Here is a 17,960-nt window from a genome sequence, read left to right as displayed (position 1 = left end):
GCCCGTCGGCTCGGTCGACCGACCCCGGCGCATCATCACCGGGGGCGCGGCGATCACTGCAGCGAGATCTCGGTGTTGTCGATGAAGCGGTGTCCGGCGACGGTCGCGGCGATCAGCGCGAGCGCTCGCCCGCGATGGTTCTCGTCGACGGGGAGGAAGGTGGCGGGGTCCACCACCGTGAGGTACTCCAGGTTGATCCGCGGTTCCCCCATCAGCGCCGACTGCGCTGCGGCGATACAGGCGTCGACCCCGCGGTCGGCGTTCGAGGCCGCGGCGTCGAGGGCCACCGTCAGCTTGCCGGCCGCCTGGCGATCGCGATCGTCGAGCAGCGACGCACGGGTCGAGACGGGGAGACCGTCGTCGCCGCGAACGGTCTCGACGGTCGCGACGTCGACGTCGAAGAAGAGGTCGCGGATCATCCGCTCTACCAGGAAGATCCGCTGCCGGTCGCGGAGCCCGTAGACGGCGACATCGGGCTCGATCAGATGGAAGAGCGCGGCCTCGACGGTGAGAAGCCCGTCGAAGTAGTACGGCCGGAACCGGCCCTCGTACCGCAGCCCCAGGTCGCCCGCGCTGATCTTCGTCGTCGCCGTGCCGCGCGGCAGCAGGTCGGCGGTCTCGGGGGCGAAGACCACGTCGACGCCGAGCGACTCCAGCAGCAGACGGTCCGCGTCGGGAGTGCGCGGATACGCCTCGAAGTCGGCCGTCGTGCCGAAGCGCAGCGGGTTGACGAACGTCGACACGACCACGATCTCCGCTCGCTCACGGGCGGTGTCGATGAGGTCGATGTGGCCGTCGTGGAGGGAGCCGATGGTGGACACCAACCCGACTGTCGCGTCCGGAGCGTCGCGGCGGGCCTCGGCCAGGCGACTGCGCAGCGCCTCGGGGGTGCGGATCATCCGACGATCGTATCGGCGGTGCGCAGGGGGCGGTCGCCCGCGGCCGGTGACGCCGGCCCCGTGACGCCGGCCCCGTGACGCCGGCCCCGGTGACGCCGGCCCCGTGACACGGGGCACGTCGCCGGCGTCATCCGGAACCGGTCGAAGGGGACGTCACGGATTGATGGGCACCGGGCGTGCGGTCACAGCGCCCGATCCCTCGGCGTCCAGCCAGGAGGTGATCGTGGCGACGACCTCGTCGAGGTGGGATTCGAGCAGGAAGTGGCCGCCGTCGACGAGTTCGACGCGAGCCTCGTGTGCGTCACGGGCGAACGCGCGGGCTCCGTCGGCGTGGAAGATCTCGTCGTTACGCCCCCACACCGCCAGGACGGGCACGCCAGAACGCCGCAGCCAATCGTGCACCGCAGGATAGAGGTCGCGATTCGAGGCGTAGTCGCGGAAGAGAGCGAGCTGCACGGCGTCCTGGCCCTCCCGGGCGAGGAGTGCGAGGTCGTGCTCCCAGGCGTCCGGGTCGACGGTGGTGGGGTCGGGGACGCCGTGGGTGTATTGCCACTCCACAGCCTCTCGACCGAGCGCGGACCGAAGCGCATCCCGCGTCAGGGTGGTCTTCTCGGCAGCGTCGGCCCAGATGGGATCCCAGAAGCTCGGGACGAAACCGTCTTCATAGGCATTGCCGTTCTGCGAGATGACCCCGGTCACGGCAGCAGGGTCGGCAAGAGCCAGACGCCACCCGATCGGAGCTCCGTAGTCCTGGACGTAGATCGCGTAACGCTCCACGCCGATGGTCGACAGGAATCGACCGGTCACCGCAGCGAGGGCGGCGAAGGTGTAATCGAACTCGTCGACCGACGGCGCCGATGAGCGACCGAACCCGATGTGGTCCGGGGCGACGACGTGGTAGCGCTCCGCCAGTGCGGGAATGAGATGACGGAACATGTGCGAGCTCGTCGGGTACCCGTGCAGGAGGACGAGGGCGGGCGCGTCGGGAGCGCCGGCTTCACGGTAGAAGACATCGAACCCGTCGACCGACACGGTGCGGTGGTGGACAGCGACCATAACTAACCTTTCAATCTTGTTTTACCGGTTAGCCACACGCTAACATGATCGATACGCATCCACGACGCGAGGAGGTGAGGGATGGTGCTCCGCGACGAAGAACTGCTGCTCGCCGTCCTGAACAGCGCGCCCGTCATCGACGGCGTGGCCACCGATGCGCTCGACGACAACCGAGGGGGAGGCGCGCTGGCGCGCAGCTGGGGCGGATCGGGCTCGTCGACGGAGCTCGCGCGACTCCGTCGCGTGCGGTCGGCTCTGCACGCCGTCATCCGCGGCGAAGAGAATGCCACCGACGGTGAGCTGGCACGTGCGCTCGACGCCGTCACCCAGACGCCACGCGTGACCAGCAACGGCGTGAGGTGGGATCTGCGCGTCTCCGACGACGATCGTCTCGCGGTGGAGACGGTCCTCGCGTGGTCGCGGGTGATGACAGACCTCCCCGGCCGCCTCCGGCCCTGTGCGAACGAGGAGTGCAACCTGTTCCTCGTCGATCACAGCCGACCCGGCACCGCGAAGTGGTGCTCGATGGCCACCTGCGGCAACAGGATGAAAGTGCGGGCGTACGCCCGTCGCGCGGCCACAGGTTGAAGGTCGCGCGCGTGCCGCGAGGCAGTCCGGCAGCGCCCTCGTGTCGAATCGACGATTCCACCCTCGCCGAACATCTGAAAGGGTCTCCGCGAAGGAGGACGACATGAGCGAGCGCCTGGAGGCGGAGCATCCGGATGACGGCGACGCATCGGAGTCGACGGACGCCGACGTCGCGCTCGCCGAGGTCCACCGCGCGGAATGGGGGCGGATCGTCGCCGGGCTCGCCCGCCGCTTCGGCGACCTCGATCTCGCAGAGGAGGTCGCCGCCGAAGCATTCGCCGTCGCCGTGGAGCGGTGGGCCGCGGACGGTGTGCCCCCGAACCCGGGCGCCTGGATCACGACGACCGCACATCGGAGGGCCATCGACCGCCTCCGGCGCGAGGCCCGGCGTGACGACAAGCATCGAGAGGCCGTGCTGCTCGCCGACGACTCCCCCGCTGAACCGGTGGGCGCGGTCGCGGACGATCGCCTGCGGCTGCTCTTCGCGTGCTGTCATCCGCTCCTCGGCCTCGAGACCCGGGTGGCCCTGACCCTCCGTGTGATCGTCGGTCTCACCGTCGAACAGATCGCGCGCCTGTTCCTCGCGCCGCCGACGACGATCGCGCAGCGGATCACGCGGGGGAAGGCGAAGATCGGCGCGGCACGCGTCCCGTTCCGGGTTCCCGAGGCGAGCGACCTTCCCGATCGCGCCGCCGCCGTGGTCGCGGTGCTCTCGCTGATGTACACGCAGGGCTACGCCGCGACCGGCGACGCCCCCGACCGGCTGCGCCTCGACCTCCTCGCCGAAGCGCTCCGGCTCGCGCGCGAACTGCACGCACTGCTCCCGGGCGACGGCGACGTCACCGGGCTCCTCGCCCTCCTCCTCGCCTCGATCGCCCGCACCCCCGCCCGGATCAGCGCCGACGGCGCACTCGTGACCCTCGCCGAGCAAGACCGCGGAGCGTGGGACCGCGACCTGATCGCGGAGGCCGACGCGCTCCTCGGCGAGCGGATGCGACGAGCCCGCGCCACCGGCATCCGTCTCGGCCGTTTCGAGCTGCTCGCCGCCATCCATCTCGTCCACGCGCACGCCCCCGATGCCGGGAGCACCGACTGGTCGCAGATCGTCGCGCTGTACGAGATGCTCGTGCGCGTCGACCCGAGCCCCATGGTGGGCGTCAATCACGCCATCGCCGTCGCCGAGGCCGACTCCCCCGAGGCGGGCCTGATCGTCCTCGAGCGGCGCGAAGACGACCTCGCCGGGCACTACGCCTTCCACGCCGTCCGGGCCCACCTGCTGGCGTCGAGCGGCGCACCCGCCGAGGCCCTCGACGCGTACGAACGCGCGATCTCCCTCGCGCCGACCGCCGCGATGGCGGAGCTCCTGACCGCGCGCCGCGACGGCGTCGATGCGACATCGCCCGGATGAATCATCCACCGGGTGTCGTATCCGGCGCCCCCTGATCGTCGCTTGTCCGAGAGGGTCGTTCAGGGCCCGCGTCACCACACGAAAGAGGAGCAGATGAGCAACAGGTACCTGGTCATCCACATGACCGACCCCACCGGAACCGATATCACCCGCGAGGAAGACCAGCGCATGCTCGAAGGCTGGCTCGCCGAAGGCGAGAAGAAGGGGATGCTGCAGAGCGGCGCCCCGACAGCGCCGGCCGATCAGGCGAAGTCGGTGGTCGTCCGCGACGGCCGTGCCCTCATCACCGACGGCCCCTTCCCCGAGTTCACCGAGTGGTTCGCCGGGTACGACGTCATCACCGCGGAGTCGATCGACGACGTCGCGGGGCTGATGACCACGCACCCGACCGCGATCGCGGGACGGGTGTATGTGCTGCCGCTGGTGAAGCTCCCCTGGGACGAGGACTGAGCATCTCCGTGGCGCCCGGGAATGCTCGGGCGCCACGGTGCGCTGCACTCCTTCATGACGAACATCACGCAGCCCGCGCAGTCATCCGGCACCTTCCGCATCGGCGGCGACCTCGAGGTCAACCGCCTCGGCTACGGGACCATGCAGCTGACCGGACCCGGCGTCTGGGGCCCGCCGAAGGACCACGACGAGGCCATCCGCGTTCTGCGCCGGTCGGTCGAGCTCGGCGTGAACTTCTTCGACACCGCCGAGTCCTATGGCCCCTACGTCGCCGAGGAGCTCCTGAAGGAGGCGCTTCACCCCTACGCCGACGATGTCGTCATCGCGACCAAGTCGGGCCTGACCCGCACCGCCCCGAACGTCTGGCCGCCGCTCGGGCGCCCCGAGTTCCTGCGCCAGGGCGCCGAGATGAGCCTTCGCCGCCTCGGCCTCGAGCGCATCGACCTCTTCCAGCTGCACCGCATCGACCCGAAGGTGCCGCTCGAAGATCAGGTCGGCGAGCTGAAGGCGCTGCAGGACGAGGGCAAGATCCGCCACATCGGCCTGTCGGAGGTCACCATCGACGAGGTGAAGGAGGCGCAGAAGATCGCCGAGATCGTCACCGTCCAGAACCTCTACAACCTGCAGACCCGCGACGCGGAAGATCTTCTCGACTGGTCGGAGGAGCAGGGCATCGGGTTCATCCCGTGGTTCCCGCTCGCGACCGGCGGTCTCACCGGCACCGACTCGCCGCTCACCGACATCGCTGCGCAGAAGGGCGCGACGCCCGCGCAGATCGCGCTCGCGTGGCTTCTGAAGCGCTCGCCCGTCATGCTCCCGATCCCCGGCACGTCCCGCGTCGCCCATCTCGAGGACAACATGCAGGGCGCCGTCATCGAGCTGACCGACGAGGAGTTCGCCGAGCTGTCCGCGCTCCGCGGCTGACGCGAGTCGCGAGTGCACCCCCACGCGTGGCGAGTGCACCCCCCACGCGTGGCGAGTGCACCCCCACGCGTAGGGGGTGCACCCTCGCGCGTGGGGAGTGCACTCTCGCGTTGCGGGGGGTGGGGTCAGACCGCGGGCGGATCGATCGCCGGGGCGTCGGCGCGCGTCAGGGCGTGATCGATCGTGGTGTGCACGAGGCTCGACAGGTAGCGCCCGGGATCGTCGACCCCGGCGCGGGAGAGCAGACCCGCCGCCTGGGCGATGATCGAGCGCGAGAACTCCGTCGCGGTCGAGATCGCTTCGGCGTACGTCGACCGCTGATCTTCGGCCACCTCGACCGGTTCGCAGCCGAGCTCCACCGCCAGCGCCTGGGCGATCGGGAGCACGGGCGCCGGCGCTGTGACCGCCGCGTAGGCGTGGGTCAACTGCCGCAGATCGATGGATGACCCGGTGAAGGCGATCGCGGGATGGATCGCCAACGGGATGGCGCCGCGCACCGTGGCGGGCTGGAGCACCTCGATGCCGTAGGAGGCGTCGGTGTGCATCACCAGCTGGCCCGGCCGCCAGGCGTCCAGTGCGGCGAGGCCCGCGACGAGGCCCGGAAGCTCCGCACGCGGAACGGCGACCACGACCAGGTCGCTCCCCGCGATGATCTCGACCGGGTCGAGCACGGGCACATCGGGCAGTACCGCGTCGACGCGGTCGCGGTCGGAGCCGGCGGTGATGCCGACGATGGCGTGACCGGCGCCGCGGAGGGCGGCGCCCACCACCGGGCCGACCCGGCCCGCCCCGATGATGCCCACGCCGAGTCGTCCGTCACGTCTCACGGCGACACCTCTTCGGTGCGGCGCGAGTCGGTCGCTTCGACCGGTCCGCGTCCCTCCGGCGGCGCGGCGGCGACTCCGGAGGTCGCCGTGACCTCATCGAACGGTTCGTCCCCTGCCCACCGGTGGCTGCGGTCGGACGCCGCCGCCGCGATCGCCGCGGCTTCGGTGCGCTCGAACAGCGACACCGCGTCATCCCGATCGATGATGCCGAGCGACCCGCTCACGCGGCCGATGACGGTGTGCACCTGCAGATTGGCGACACCGACCGCACGGTCGACGGGTCCCTGCGCGATGGCGAGGCTCTGCATGCGCGCGAGCGGGAAGAGCGCGAGCTTGCGCCAGACGAACCCGCGGCGCACGAACAGCACGTCGGGCGTGAGGAAGGCGCCGTTGCGCCGCCAACTGGTGGGCCGAAGCCACCCGGCGCGGCGCGGCGTGGTCACGTAGGGGTCGCCCTCCTCCGGCCCGAGCACCCCGTGCTGGAACACCAGCGGCCATTCCTCGCGCGGCAGGTGCGGCAGCAGCAGCTGCAGGACGCGCTCGACGTCGGCGCGGTTGCCCACGGGGAGGACGGTGGCGAACTGATCGGTCCCCGCGGCTTCCAGACCTCGTCCGGACAGCCGATTGACCGTGATCGCCCACCATCCGGCCAGCCGCCACAGAATCGGCTGGCTGATCTCGAGGGCGTGGATGCGGCCGGGCGGCAGCGTCTCGGTGACGGTGGTGAACAGGCCGAAGGTGATGCGCACACCGCTCGAGGTGGGGGCGATCGAGTACCGCAGCGACCTCGTGATGGTGCGCACCCAGTACGCCCCGAAACCGAGCAGCGCCGGGATGGCGGTCAGCAGCAGCCACGGCGTCCCGAGGATCGAGGCCACCACGATCGCCGCGACGAGGACGATCAGGAACAGGAGCGAACCGTCGAGGAGGTGCGACGCGATGAGGCGCCCCACGGGGATCTTCACCACCGACTCGGGCTCGTCGGCGGGATCCTCCGCCCCGTCGATCATCTCGGTCAGCCCGGCGGCGACGGTCGACGCGGCTGCCGACACCCGACCGCCACCCGCCGTCGCGGCCGCCTGGCGGGCCTCTGCCAGACGGCGCCCCGAGGCGAGGCGGAGGATGTCGGCCCGCACCGCCTCGGCATTGGCGGTGGAGAGGTACTCGAGCTTGACGTTGCCGTCGGTGCCCGCGCCGACGACCTCGAGCTTGGCCATGCCCATGAGCCGGGCGATCATGGGCCTCGTCAGGTTGACCCCCTGCACCCGATCCAGCGGCGCGCGCCGCTGCGTGCGGAACAGCACACCGCTGCGCACCTCGACATCGTCCCCGGTGATGCGGAAGGTGTGGAACCGCCACGACAGGTAGAAGACGCCGACCAGCACGATGACGACCACGATCACCGCGCCGAGGGCGGCGAGGATGAGCCCGCGCTCGAAGATGAAGTCCAGCGGATCACCGGTCTCGAAATCGCCCGGGTCGACCTCGGGGACGAAGATCGGCACGACCCCCTGGATGAGGCGGTCGCGGAAATTCGCGATGAGGATGCCCGCGATGATGACGAGCGTCAGCCCGCCCCGCAGAAGCGGCGTGAGCGGATGCAGGCGGTGCCAGTCGCCGTCGCTGAGCGGCGACCGGGTCGGCGCGGGAGCGCTGGTCACAGTCCCGTCCGGCGGGTCTCGGCGACGTCGATGAGGGTGTCGCGCAGCTGCTCGGCGGCCTCCTGCGTGAGACCCGGCAGCGTGACCCCCGACACGGCGGCCGCGGTGACGATCTTCAGCTGAGCGATGCCGAAGCCGCGATCGAGGGGGCCGTGGGTGATGTCCACCAGCTGCATCCGGCCGTAGGGGACGGCCACGATGCGCTGCCACAGGATGCCCCGGCGGAAGACGAGGTCGTCGCGGCGGAGCTGATAACCGTACGACCGCGCCTGGCGGGGAGTGACGATGAGAACCGCGGCGAGGATCACGAGCAGAATCCCGGCCGGGATCATCAACCAGCGGAGGTCGAACGCGAACACCGCGACGAGACCGCCGACGAGCACCAGGGCGAAGAAGAAGCCGGTCGTGATCAGCTGTACCTGCACGTAGGCCTTCGCCAGCTGGTACCAGGTGCCGTCACCGAGGGGGAGACGGTTCTCCGAACGCGGCTCGACGACACGATCGAAGGTGCCGGTGGCGAACACCCCGGGATCGAAGTCGTCCTGCCGGACCTCGTCGGCGCCGAGCGGCACGGTCGCCGGCGGTGCCGGCGCGGTCGGCGCTCCGTCGAAGGCCACGGCGGCCGGCTCAGTGTCCGCCGGGTTGGAGTCCGGGGTCGGAGCCTCCGGGCTGTTCGTCATCGTCATCCTTCCGGATCGTGCAGAACTGCTCTGCGACCAGGCCCGCGACCACCAGCAGCACCGCGCACAGGGCCGTCGCGATGACGGCCCCCAACGAGCCTAGCGAGGGCGGAACGGGGCGGGTGAGCAGGAACAGAGCCAAGCCCCCCGCGATTCCCGTCACGATCGCCCCGACCAGGCTCGACGCCTTCGCCAGCACCGCGATACGAAGCGCGCGGAAGGGATCGACCGGTGCGGCGGTCCCGCGCGTGGCGCGGCGGATCGGCACCGCGAGGGCCACGACCACGGCAGCCAGCAGCACCAGGAGGATCGGCAGGGACACCGCCGGGGTGAAGGTCGCTCGCCCCGCCGAGGTGAGTGCCTGGTCGATCGCGAATCCGACGGCGACGCCGAGGACGGCGACGATGACGAGGACGAGCGGCCGCGTGCGCCTCACGAGGGTTCCCGCAGGCGGGCGAGGATGTCGGCGACGCGGCCGGCCCCGGGAAGCACCGCGTCGGGGTCGACCTGCAGCCAGGGCTCGAGGACGAAGTCCCGCTCCGCCGCCCGCGGATGCGGGAGGATCAGCACCGGACCGTCGCTGGTCACCTCGCCGTAGGCGATGAGGTCGAGGTCGAGCGTGCGGTCGGCCCAGCGGACCCCCCGCTCCCGACCGTGCCGCGCTTCGATGGCGTGCAGGTAGCCGAGCAGCACGGTCGGTGCGAGGCGCGTGGTGAGCAGTGCCACCGAGTTGAGGTAGGCGGGGGCGTCGGCGTCCGGTCCCTCCGGTGTCAGGGCCACCGACTCGACGGGCGTGGCGGTCTTCACATGGGTGACGAGCGGCAGCCGCGCGAGGTCGGTCAGCGCCGCGTCGAGAATGGCGGCGCGATCACCCAGGTTCGATCCGAGCGCGACGACGGCGACCGCCTCGTCGTGACGCCGGGGCGTCGCATCCGTCTCCGGACCCTCAGCCAGTCGACGACTCATGGGGGTGCCCTCCTGTTTCGGTCCGCGCGCGCGTGATCGTCACCGACACATCGGTGAAGGTCAGCGGGATCGGGGCCTGCGGCTTGTGAACGGTGACACGCGCGACCGAGACGAGCGGGCGCTCGAGCACGGCGCGGGCGATGCGGTCGGCGAGCGTCTCGAGCAGGTTCACCGGGTCGCCCGCGACGATGGCGGCGACCTCTTCGGCGAGCTCGCCGTAGTGCACGGTGTCGGAGACGTCGTCGCTGGCCGCCGCCGGGCGGGTGTCGAGCGTCAGAGTCAGGTCGATGACGAAGTCCTGGCCGTCGCGCCGCTCGTCGTCGTAGACGCCGTGGTACCCGAAGACCCGCAGGCCCGTCAGCGTGATCGTGTCGCCGTCCACCGGCGGTCCCCCTCCCACGCCTCGGCGATGAGCAGCGCGTCGCGGGTGGCGCGCACGTCGTGCACGCGCACGCCCCACACCCCCTCACGCGCGGCGAGCGCACTCGTGACGGCCGTGGCCAGGTCGCGCCGATCTTCGGATGCCTCGCCCTGCGTCGCGGTCGACGACAGGTCGGCGCCGCCGGAGACGAGCGTCTCGGCGAGGAACCGCTTGCGGCTCGTGCCGATGAGCACCCGGGGGCCGATGCCGAGGATGCGGGAGAGCCCGCGCAGCACCGCCCAGTTCTGGTCGCCGCGTTTGCCGAACCCGATGCCCGGATCGAGGATGACGCGCGACGGCGCGATGCCGGCGACCGCCGCGGCCTCCAGACGCGCCGCGAGCTCGGTGACGACCTCGCGGACGACGTCGCGGTACTCGGCCCGCGCGTACATGTCGCTCGAGGGCCCCCGCCAGTGACCGATGACGACCTCGGCGCCCGACCCGGCGACGGCGGCGAGCATCTTCGGGTCGGCGAGGCCGCCCGAGACGTCGTTGACGATCGCGGCCCCGGCCTCGACGGCGGCGATGGCGGTGGAGGCGTTCATGGTGTCGATGCTCACCGTCGCGCCCTCGGCGGCCAGCGCCCGGATGACGGGAAGCACGCGCTCCTGCTCGACACGCGGCTCGACCCGGTCGGCACCGGGACGGGTCGACTCCCCGCCGATATCGAGGATGTCGGCGCCGGCAGCACGCAGGACGCGGCCGCGCGCGATCGCGGCGTCCTGCGCGAAGTAGCGGCCGCCGTCGCTGAAGGAGTCGGGCGTGACGTTGACGATGCCCATGACGACGGTCATTCGCGCGGTGCCCCCATGAGCAGCATCAGCTCGGTCCGCGAGATCGGGTCGGTGAATTCGCCACGCGCGGCGATCGTCACCGTGGAGGCATCCCGCTGACGCTCTCCCCGGAAGGTGACGCACCCGTGGGTCGCCTCGAGCACGACGAGCACGCCGCGGGTGTCGAGCGCGTCCCAGATGGTGTCGGCGATCTGCTCGCCCAGTCGTTCCTGCACCTGCGGGCGCGAGGCGAGCACGTCGACGACCTTCGGCAGGGCACCCAGACCCACCACCTGCTCCCCCGGCAGGTAGGCGATGTGGGCTTTGCCGCGGAAGAGCAGCAGGTGGTGCTCGCAGACCGAGCGGAAGTGGATGTCGCGGAGCATCACCGCGCCCGATGGCAGCGTGTCGGGCGCGGGACCGCGACTGACCGAGATGGTGTGCGAGAGCGGCTCGGCGGGGTCCGCCCCGACGCCGGAGAAGAACTCGGTGTAGGCGTCGGCGACGCGCTGCGGCGTGAGCTTCAGTCCCGGACGATCGGGGTCCTCCCCGATCGCGGACAGAAGCTCGGTCACGAGCGCGGCGACGCGCTCTCGGTCAACGGCCACAGGCCGAGCCTACGCGGTCGCCGGGCGCGCCTGTCCGCTCGGCCGGCGACGCGGCGCCTTCTCGGCGGCAGGCTCGTCCGCTTCGACAGAAGCCGCCACGCCCGCGGGCTCCGCGCGTCTCGGCACGTCGACTGGGGGAAGAGTCGACACGGGCCGGTCGCTGCTGGAAAGCCACTGCGGACGTGGCGGGAGCTTGCTGATGTCGGAGAAGATCTCGGCGAGTTCGATGTGGTCCAGCGTCTCCTTCTCGAGGAGCGCCAGGGCGAGCTTGTCGAGGACGTCGCGATTGGCGTTGATGACCTCGTAGGCCTCGTTGTGCGCCTGCTCGATGAGCGCGCGCACCTCGGCGTCGACCCGCTCGGCGATGCGCTCGCTGAAGTCGCGGCCGTGACCCATGTCGCGGCCCATGAACACCTCACCCGAGGACTGGCCGAGCTTGACCGGGCCGACCTGCGTGGTCATCCCGTACTCGGTCACCATCTTGCGGGCGATGCTCGTGGCCTTCTCGATGTCGTTCGAGGCGCCGGTGGTGGGGTCGTGGAAGACGATCTCCTCGGCGACGCGGCCGCCCATGGCGTAGGTGAGCTGGTCCTGCAGCTCGTTGCGGGTGACGGAGTACTTGTCGTCGAGGGGCAGCACCATCGTGTAGCCGAGGGCCTTGCCGCGCGGCAGGATCGTCACCTTCGTCACCGGGTCGGTGTGGTTCATCGCCGCGGCAGCCAGAGCGTGCCCGCCCTCGTGATACGCGGTGATCAGCTTCTCCTTGTCGCGCATGACACGGGTGCGCCGCTGCGGCCCGGCGATGACACGGTCGATCGCCTCGTCGAGCGCGCGGTTGTCGATCAGCTGGGCGTTGGAGCGGGCGGTCAGCAGCGCCGCTTCGTTCAGCACGTTCGCGAGGTCGGCGCCGGTGAAGCCCGGGGTCTTGCGGGCGACGACCTCGAGGTCGACGCTGTCGGCGAGGGGCTTGCCGCGACCGTGCACCTGCAGGATCTTCTGGCGGCCCTTGAGGTCGGGCGCGTCGACGCCGATCTGGCGGTCGAAGCGGCCGGGTCGCAGAAGTGCCGGGTCGAGGATGTCGGGACGGTTCGTCGCCGCGATGACGATGACGTTCGCCTTCGGGTCGAAGCCGTCCATCTCCACCAGCATCTGGTTCAGGGTCTGCTCGCGCTCGTCGTGACCGCCGCCCATGCCGGCGCCACGGTGGCGGCCGACGGCGTCGATCTCGTCGATGAAGATGATCGCGGGAGCGTTCTCCTTGGCCTGGTTGAACAGGTCGCGCACGCGGCTGGCGCCGACGCCGACGAACATCTCGACGAAGTCCGAGCCCGAGATCGAGTAGAAGGGGACGCCCGCCTCACCCGCCACGGCGCGGGCCAGCAGCGTCTTGCCCGTCCCGGGAGGGCCGTACAGCAGCACGCCCTTCGGGATGCGCGCACCGACCGCCTGGAACTTGGCGGGGTCCTTGAGGAAGTCCTTGATCTCCTGCATCTCCTCGATGGCCTCATCGGCACCGGCGACGTCGACGAAGGTGACCTGCGGCATCTCCTTGGTCACGAGCTTCGCGCGCGACTTGCCGAACTGCATGACCTTGCTGCCGCCACCCTGGGCGCTGGAGAGCAGGAACCAGAACAGCAGACCCAGCAGCAGCAGCGGGATCATGAGCGACAGGAATCCGTCGAACCACGACGGCTGCGGCACCGAGTCGTTGAAGCCGTCCTCGGGGTCGGCGGCGTTGATGGCGTTCACGACCTCTTCGGCGCGGGCCTGGACGTAGTAGAACTGCACCTCGGTCGCACCCTCGTAGGGCTCGGCGAGGGTGAGGTCGACGCGCTGGTCGCCGTCGGTGTTGAGGACCTCGGTCACCGTGCCGCCGTCGAGGAGCTCCAGACCCTCCTGCGTGGAGATCTGCTTCGCACCGCCCAGGCTCGAGATCAGCGAGAAGCCCACGATCAGGAAGATCCCGATCAGCACGATGTAGAACAGGGGATTCCGGGTGATCTTCAGGTTCATGGTGCGGGCGGGGCCCGATCCCTTCCTCGACGAGCCGTGGGCGTGACGGGAGCCGCGGCAACGGTGGATTCAGGGTATCGCGGGCTCTCTATGCCCGGCCTGTGCGTTCGTCGTGGGCGGAATCGATGCCCGATCTCAGGGCCGGGCCCGCGGTCGGGCACGGTGGACGGACTGCGGAACGAGGTAGGCCTCCAGGCCCTCGATCCCGTACTCGACCCCCAGACCCGAGTCGTGGCGTCCACCGAAGGGCGCGAAGTGGTTCGAGGCGAAGAAGTTGATGCCGACCGAGCCGGTGTCGATGCGGCGGGCGACCTCGAACGCGGCATCCTCGTCGCGACCGAACACGATGCCCCCGAGCCCGAAGCGCGTGCCGTTCGCGATCGCGATCGCATCGTCGACGTCGCGGGCCGGGATGAGCGTGATGACGGGTCCGAAGATCTCCTCCTGCGCGATCGCGTGATGCGGTCGAACGTCGGCGAACACCGTCGGCGCGACGAAGAAGCCACCGTCGACCGGTGCCGCGACATCCCCGCCCACGACCGCTCGCGCACCCTCTCGGAGCCCCGCACGGATGTGCCCCACGACGCTGTCGCGCTGCGACGCCGTCGCGACCGGGCCGAACACCGTCGCGGGGTCGAGCGGGTCTCCGACCGGCGCAGCGACCACGGTGGCGGCGACCATGTCCACCACCTCGTCGTACCGCTCGGGGGTGGCGATGATGCGGGTGGAGATGTAGCAGGTCTGGCCGGTGTTCCGCAGGCAGCTGCGGATGAGTCCGGCCGACATCAGGTCGAGGTCGGCGTCGGGAAGAACGAGCGCCGACGACTTCCCGCCGAGCTCGAGGGTCACCGGGCGCAGCAGCTCCCCGCAGGCGGAGGCGATGCGGCGACCGACGGGTGTGGACCCGGTGAAGGCGACCTTGTCGACCCCCGGATGCCGCACGAGCGCGTCGCCGGTCGCCCCATCGCCGGTCACCAGGTTGATCACGCCGGCCGGGATCCCCGCCTCGGCGGCCGCGTCGAGGAGGAACCGCACCGAGAGCGGCGTCGGGCTGGCGGGCTTGATGACGACCGCGCACCCCGCGAGCAAGGCCGGCGCGAGCTTGATGACGACGAGGTTGATCGGGAAGTTCCACGGTGCGATGAGGGCGCAGACACCGATGGGATCACGCGCGACGAGCGTCTCCCTATCACCGTCGGGGAACGGGCGGACGTCGGGACGCTCGAGGTGATCGACGAGGGAGGCGAACACCCGGAGGATCGATGCGGCGTTCGCGGCCGCGCCCGAGCTCTCGGACACGGGCGTACCGTTTTCGAGCGTGTTGGTCAGACCCAGCACGTCGGCCCGGTGTTCGACGGCCTCGGCCATCCGTACCAGTGCCGCCGCGCGGGCGGCGGGCGGCGTCGCGGCCCACCCGGCGAGCGCGGCGCGCGCCGCAGAGACGGCGGCGTCGACGTCGGCGGGCTCGGCGACCGGCACCGCCCCCCACTGCTCGCCGGTGGCGGGGTCGATCACCGCCGACGAGCGGCGTCGCACCGCGACATCCTCCCCTCCGATCCGGAAGGACTCGACCTTGGTGTACGGAAGGGATGCCGCGGCGGCCCGATGCGCGTCGCGGAGACCGGAGACGGTGGCGGCGAGGGTCATGCGAGCTGCTCCGTCTTGAGCAGGATCTCCGATCGGGCGAGCTCCGCCTCGGCCATCAGCACGGCTGCCTCGGTCAGCAGCTCGGGGATGATCTCCGCGCGCAGCCGCCGGCAGTACTCAGCGGGCGTGAGCCGGAACCAGCCGGAGGCGAGAGCGATCCCGGCGGGGGTGAACCGCCACAGGCGATCGGCGTCTCGCACGAGGCTGTCCTCGAGCGAGTGGGCCACGGGCCGGGTGTCGTGTCCGTCGATGATCGCCGTCACCCGGTCGACGAAGTCGGCGTCGTAGCCGAGCGGCGGGAGAACCTCGCGCGCGATGTCGCAGCCGTGCCGCTCGTGCTCGTAGCGCACATCGGCCCGCCGCCAGTCGCCCGAGAACCCCTCGTCGAGGATGCGTCGCTCGTCCACGCGCGCCCAGCCGGTGTCGTGGAGCAGGATCGCCACCCGCACGAGGAGTGCGTCGGCGTCGGGGTAGGCGTCGCACAGCCGCTCGGCGAACGCGAACGAGATCGGCAGGTGGATGTCGTTCGCCCGCGTGCGGGACTCGGCGACGACCGCCCGCCAGACGGGGTCGAGATCGCCGTCTCGTTCATCGGCGTGGATGGGCGACGTGTCGACGGGGTGGGTGGTCTGCAGGGTCATGGCCTCACCTCAGGATGCGACGGCCACGGGGGCGTCGACGAAGGATTGCTTCAGGCGCGCGCTCGTGTCGGCGGCGGCCTCGGGCGGGATGGTCTGGCCCTTCGCGAGGGCCTGTTTGATCGCGAGGAACTCGGCGGGCTGGTTGACGCAGTCGGCGGCGATGAGCCGGTCGCCGCGGTAGTACAGCACGGTAAAACGCTCGGTGTCGGGGTCACCGCGCACGACGACGGCGTCGTACCCCGCGGAGAGCCCCGCGATCTGGAGCTTGAGGTCTGCCTGATCGGACCAGAACCAGGGCACGGTCGAATAGGTGGCGGCCTCCCCCAGCAGTGTCGCGGCGGCGACCCTGGCCTGCTCGAGCGCGTTGTTGACGCTCTCGATGCGCACTCTGCCGCCCAGCCCCCCGGGATACGGGTTCGGCATGACGGCGCAGTCGCCGGCGGCGACCGTGCGTCCGTCCGACGCGAGGCACGACGCATCCACCACGATTCCGCCGTCGACCTCGAGGCCGAGCTGCACCGCCAGCTCGACGCGCGGCAGGACGCCGATCCCGATGACGACGAGGTCGGCGGGGATGATCCGGCCGTCGTCGAGCTCGACCCCCGTGACCGATCCGCGGCGTCCGGCGGCGGAGGCGTCCACGCCGAGGATGCGTGCGAGGCGCGCGCCCAGCACGATCTCGGTTCCCCGGCGTCGGTGCGCGGCGAGATAGAACGCGCTCGTCGGTTCGGCGACAACGCGGCCGATCAGTCGGCCGGTCCCTTCCACGAGCGTCACGTGCTTTCCGAGCTGGCGGGCAGCGGCGGCCGCCTCGAGCCCGATGAAGCCTCCGCCGATCACGACCACCCGCTCGGCGGACGGCTCGGCGAGCGCGGGACCGAGGGCGATCGCATCGTCGGCGTCGCGGAGGTAGTGCACGCCCCGGTAGTCGGTGCCAGGAAGGGCGAGGCGACGAACCGAGGCGCCGGTCGTGAGCGCGAGGCGGGTGAAGGGGATGCGCCGACCGCCGAGGGTGTGGGCGACGCCCGCGCCGGTGTCATCCCGATGGATCGTCACGACCCTGTCGCCGGCGATCAGCTGGATGTCGCGATCGTCGAACCAGGAGCGGGTGCGCAGGATCACGTCGTCGGGCTCGAGTTCGCCCTTGAGCCATCCCTTCGACAGCGGCGGCCGCTGGTAGGGACGGTGCGCCTCCTCACCGACCGTGACGATCGCCCCGCTGTCGCCGAGGTCGCGCAACGTGGCGGCGAGCTGAACACCGGCCTGGCAGGCGCCGACGATGAGTGTGGTCTCCATCAGGCGCCTCTACAGCTGCTCGCTCGGCGTGGTGACGTGGTACTCGCACCCGTCCTGGAGCTTGATCTGGCACGACAGGCGGGAGTTCTCCCGCCTGTCGACGGCCGTGCCGTCGAGCATCTCGTCCTCGAGGTCACCGGGTCCGCCGACCAGGTCGACGGTCTCGGGGGCGACGAACACGTGGCAGGTGGCGCACGAGAGGCTGCCGCCGCATTCCCCCACGATGCCGGGGACGCCGTTTCGGACCGCGGTCTCCATGACCGAGTCACCGGGGCGACCCTCGATGGTCGTGGTGGTGCCGTCGTCGGCGGTGTAGACGACAGTGCTCATTTCTTCTCCTTAGATGAACTGACGGCCACCGTCGACGACGAGCGTCTGGCCGGTGACGAAGCCGGAGTCGGGTCCGGCGAGGAACAGCACGGCGCCGACGATGTCGTCGGGGGCGATGGCTCGCCGGATCGACCCGCGGTCCACGCCGTAGCTCTCCGCGTCGTCGATGAGGGCGTGGCTGGCCTCGGTGAGGGTGAATCCGGGTGCGACGGCGTTCACCGTCACGCCCCGCGCGCCGAGCTCCTTCGCCATGACGCGGGTGAGGCCGATGACGCCCGCCTTGCTCGCGACGTAGTGCGCCCACTGCGCCGAGCCGCTGAAGACGGTCGCGGAGGCGATGTTCACCACCCGCGCCCCCTCCGTCAGGTGGGGGGATGCCGCGCGGGTGACCTGCCACGGACCCTTCAGGTTGACGTTCATGACACGGTCCCACTCCGCCTCGGCGATGTCCTCGAAGGGCGAGCGCGTGATGCCGGCGTAGACCGCGGCGTTGTTGACGACGACGTCTATTCCGCCGCCTTCGGCCACGGCCGCAGCCGCGAGGGCACGCGCAGACGCGGCATCCGTCACATCCACTCCGCGCCCGACGGCGCGGTATCCCTCCGCGACGAGGGCCTGGGCTGCCCGGCAGGCGCCGTCCTCATCGATGTCGGCGAGCACCACGAGGTCGCCCCGGCGGGCGAAAGCGTCGGCGAAAGCACGCCCGAGCCCTCCGGCCGCTCCGGTGACGATGACGGTGCGGGGCGCCCCCTCGGTGCTCTGTGCCATGACG

The 17,960-nt window shown here is 70.9% G+C and carries 20 protein-coding genes; 4 read left to right on the top strand and 16 right to left on the bottom strand.

What is annotated here, in order from left to right:
* Positions 1–53 precede the first annotated feature (53 nt).
* Both panC and V6S02_RS12695 read right to left on the bottom strand, forming a co-directional pair.
* Positions 54–899, bottom strand: coding sequence for a pantoate--beta-alanine ligase (gene panC, locus V6S02_RS12700; RefSeq protein WP_336401136.1), 846 nt, complete (start codon positions 897–899; stop codon positions 54–56).
* 153 nt (positions 900–1,052) lie between these two features.
* On the bottom strand, positions 1,053–1,955 hold the full coding sequence (locus tag V6S02_RS12695) for an alpha/beta fold hydrolase (RefSeq protein WP_336401135.1): 903 nt from the start codon (positions 1,953–1,955) through the stop codon (positions 1,053–1,055).
* A gap of 81 nt (positions 1,956–2,036) precedes the next feature.
* On the opposite strand from V6S02_RS12695, the gene V6S02_RS12690 reads away from it, so the two are divergent.
* From V6S02_RS12690 to V6S02_RS12675, 4 genes are all read left to right on the top strand, one after another.
* Positions 2,037–2,543, top strand: a complete 507-nt coding sequence (locus tag V6S02_RS12690; protein ID WP_336401134.1) for a CGNR zinc finger domain-containing protein — start codon at positions 2,037–2,039, stop codon at positions 2,541–2,543.
* A gap of 103 nt (positions 2,544–2,646) precedes the next feature.
* Positions 2,647–3,951: an RNA polymerase sigma factor gene (locus tag V6S02_RS12685; RefSeq protein ID WP_336401133.1), complete on the top strand. Its 1,305-nt coding sequence runs from the start codon at positions 2,647–2,649 to the stop codon at positions 3,949–3,951.
* Between the two features lie 93 nt (positions 3,952–4,044).
* Positions 4,045–4,401: a YciI family protein gene (locus V6S02_RS12680; RefSeq protein ID WP_124292206.1), complete on the top strand. Its 357-nt coding sequence runs from the start codon at positions 4,045–4,047 to the stop codon at positions 4,399–4,401.
* Between the two features lie 54 nt (positions 4,402–4,455).
* The gene (locus V6S02_RS12675; RefSeq protein ID WP_336401132.1) at positions 4,456–5,325 is read left to right on the top strand and encodes an aldo/keto reductase; all 870 of its coding nucleotides are present in this window, start codon (positions 4,456–4,458) and stop codon (positions 5,323–5,325) included.
* 125 nt (positions 5,326–5,450) lie between these two features.
* Here the strand turns inward: V6S02_RS12675 and V6S02_RS12670 are convergent, their stop codons facing one another.
* The 14 genes from V6S02_RS12670 to V6S02_RS12605 all read right to left on the bottom strand — a co-directional run bounded on the left by V6S02_RS12670 (position 5,451) and on the right by V6S02_RS12605 (position 17,956).
* Positions 5,451–6,152 carry a Rossmann-like and DUF2520 domain-containing protein gene (locus tag V6S02_RS12670; protein WP_336401131.1) on the bottom strand — a complete coding sequence of 234 codons (702 nt, stop codon included), beginning with the start codon at positions 6,150–6,152 and terminating at the stop codon, positions 5,451–5,453.
* The gene (locus tag V6S02_RS12665; protein WP_336401130.1) at positions 6,149–7,813 is read right to left on the bottom strand and encodes a PH domain-containing protein; all 1,665 of its coding nucleotides are present in this window, start codon (positions 7,811–7,813) and stop codon (positions 6,149–6,151) included. Before V6S02_RS12665 ends, V6S02_RS12670 begins: the two co-directional genes overlap by 4 nt.
* On the bottom strand, positions 7,810–8,493 hold the full coding sequence (locus tag V6S02_RS12660; RefSeq protein WP_124292202.1) for a PH domain-containing protein: 684 nt from the start codon (positions 8,491–8,493) through the stop codon (positions 7,810–7,812). The genes V6S02_RS12665 and V6S02_RS12660 overlap by 4 nt, the downstream gene beginning before the upstream one ends.
* Entirely contained in the window at positions 8,441–8,929 is a 489-nt protein-coding gene (locus V6S02_RS12655) for a DUF3180 domain-containing protein (RefSeq protein ID WP_124292201.1), read from the bottom strand. The genes V6S02_RS12660 and V6S02_RS12655 overlap by 53 nt, the downstream gene beginning before the upstream one ends.
* Positions 8,926–9,459 carry a 2-amino-4-hydroxy-6-hydroxymethyldihydropteridine diphosphokinase gene (gene folK, locus V6S02_RS12650; protein ID WP_336401129.1) on the bottom strand — a complete coding sequence of 178 codons (534 nt, stop codon included), beginning with the start codon at positions 9,457–9,459 and terminating at the stop codon, positions 8,926–8,928. The genes V6S02_RS12655 and folK overlap by 4 nt, the downstream gene beginning before the upstream one ends.
* On the bottom strand, positions 9,440–9,841 hold the full coding sequence (gene folB / locus V6S02_RS12645; RefSeq protein ID WP_336401128.1) for a dihydroneopterin aldolase: 402 nt from the start codon (positions 9,839–9,841) through the stop codon (positions 9,440–9,442). The genes folK and folB overlap by 20 nt, the downstream gene beginning before the upstream one ends.
* A complete protein-coding gene (gene folP, locus V6S02_RS12640; RefSeq protein WP_336401127.1) occupies positions 9,817–10,674 on the bottom strand; it encodes a dihydropteroate synthase in 858 nt (285 codons plus the stop codon). The genes folB and folP overlap by 25 nt, the downstream gene beginning before the upstream one ends.
* Entirely contained in the window at positions 10,671–11,261 is a 591-nt protein-coding gene (gene folE, locus V6S02_RS12635) for a GTP cyclohydrolase I (protein WP_124292197.1), read from the bottom strand. The genes folP and folE overlap by 4 nt, the downstream gene beginning before the upstream one ends.
* Before the next feature lie 9 nt (positions 11,262–11,270).
* Complete coding sequence (ftsH, locus tag V6S02_RS12630; RefSeq protein WP_336401126.1) at positions 11,271–13,274, bottom strand: ATP-dependent zinc metalloprotease FtsH; 2,004 nt, start codon at positions 13,272–13,274, stop codon at positions 11,271–11,273.
* Positions 13,275–13,409: 135 nt separating this feature from the next.
* Positions 13,410–14,921, bottom strand: coding sequence for an aldehyde dehydrogenase family protein (locus V6S02_RS12625; protein WP_336401125.1), 1,512 nt, complete (start codon positions 14,919–14,921; stop codon positions 13,410–13,412).
* On the bottom strand, positions 14,918–15,562 hold the full coding sequence (locus V6S02_RS12620; RefSeq protein WP_336401124.1) for an HD domain-containing protein: 645 nt from the start codon (positions 15,560–15,562) through the stop codon (positions 14,918–14,920). The genes V6S02_RS12625 and V6S02_RS12620 overlap by 4 nt, the downstream gene beginning before the upstream one ends.
* A gap of 9 nt (positions 15,563–15,571) precedes the next feature.
* Positions 15,572–16,858, bottom strand: coding sequence for an NAD(P)/FAD-dependent oxidoreductase (locus tag V6S02_RS12615; RefSeq protein WP_336401123.1), 1,287 nt, complete (start codon positions 16,856–16,858; stop codon positions 15,572–15,574).
* A gap of 9 nt (positions 16,859–16,867) precedes the next feature.
* Positions 16,868–17,188, bottom strand: coding sequence for a 2Fe-2S iron-sulfur cluster-binding protein (locus V6S02_RS12610; protein WP_336401122.1), 321 nt, complete (start codon positions 17,186–17,188; stop codon positions 16,868–16,870).
* Between the two features lie 9 nt (positions 17,189–17,197).
* Positions 17,198–17,956, bottom strand: coding sequence for an SDR family NAD(P)-dependent oxidoreductase (locus tag V6S02_RS12605; RefSeq protein WP_336401121.1), 759 nt, complete (start codon positions 17,954–17,956; stop codon positions 17,198–17,200).
* Between the last annotated feature and the right edge of the window lie 4 nt (positions 17,957–17,960).

The organism is Microbacterium sp. CCNWLW134, assembly GCF_037083565.1.
Taxonomy (GTDB): domain Bacteria; phylum Actinomycetota; class Actinomycetes; order Actinomycetales; family Microbacteriaceae; genus Microbacterium.
The sequence above is the reverse complement of the archived record's forward strand: the minus strand, read 5'-3'. Positions and strand labels throughout refer to the sequence as shown.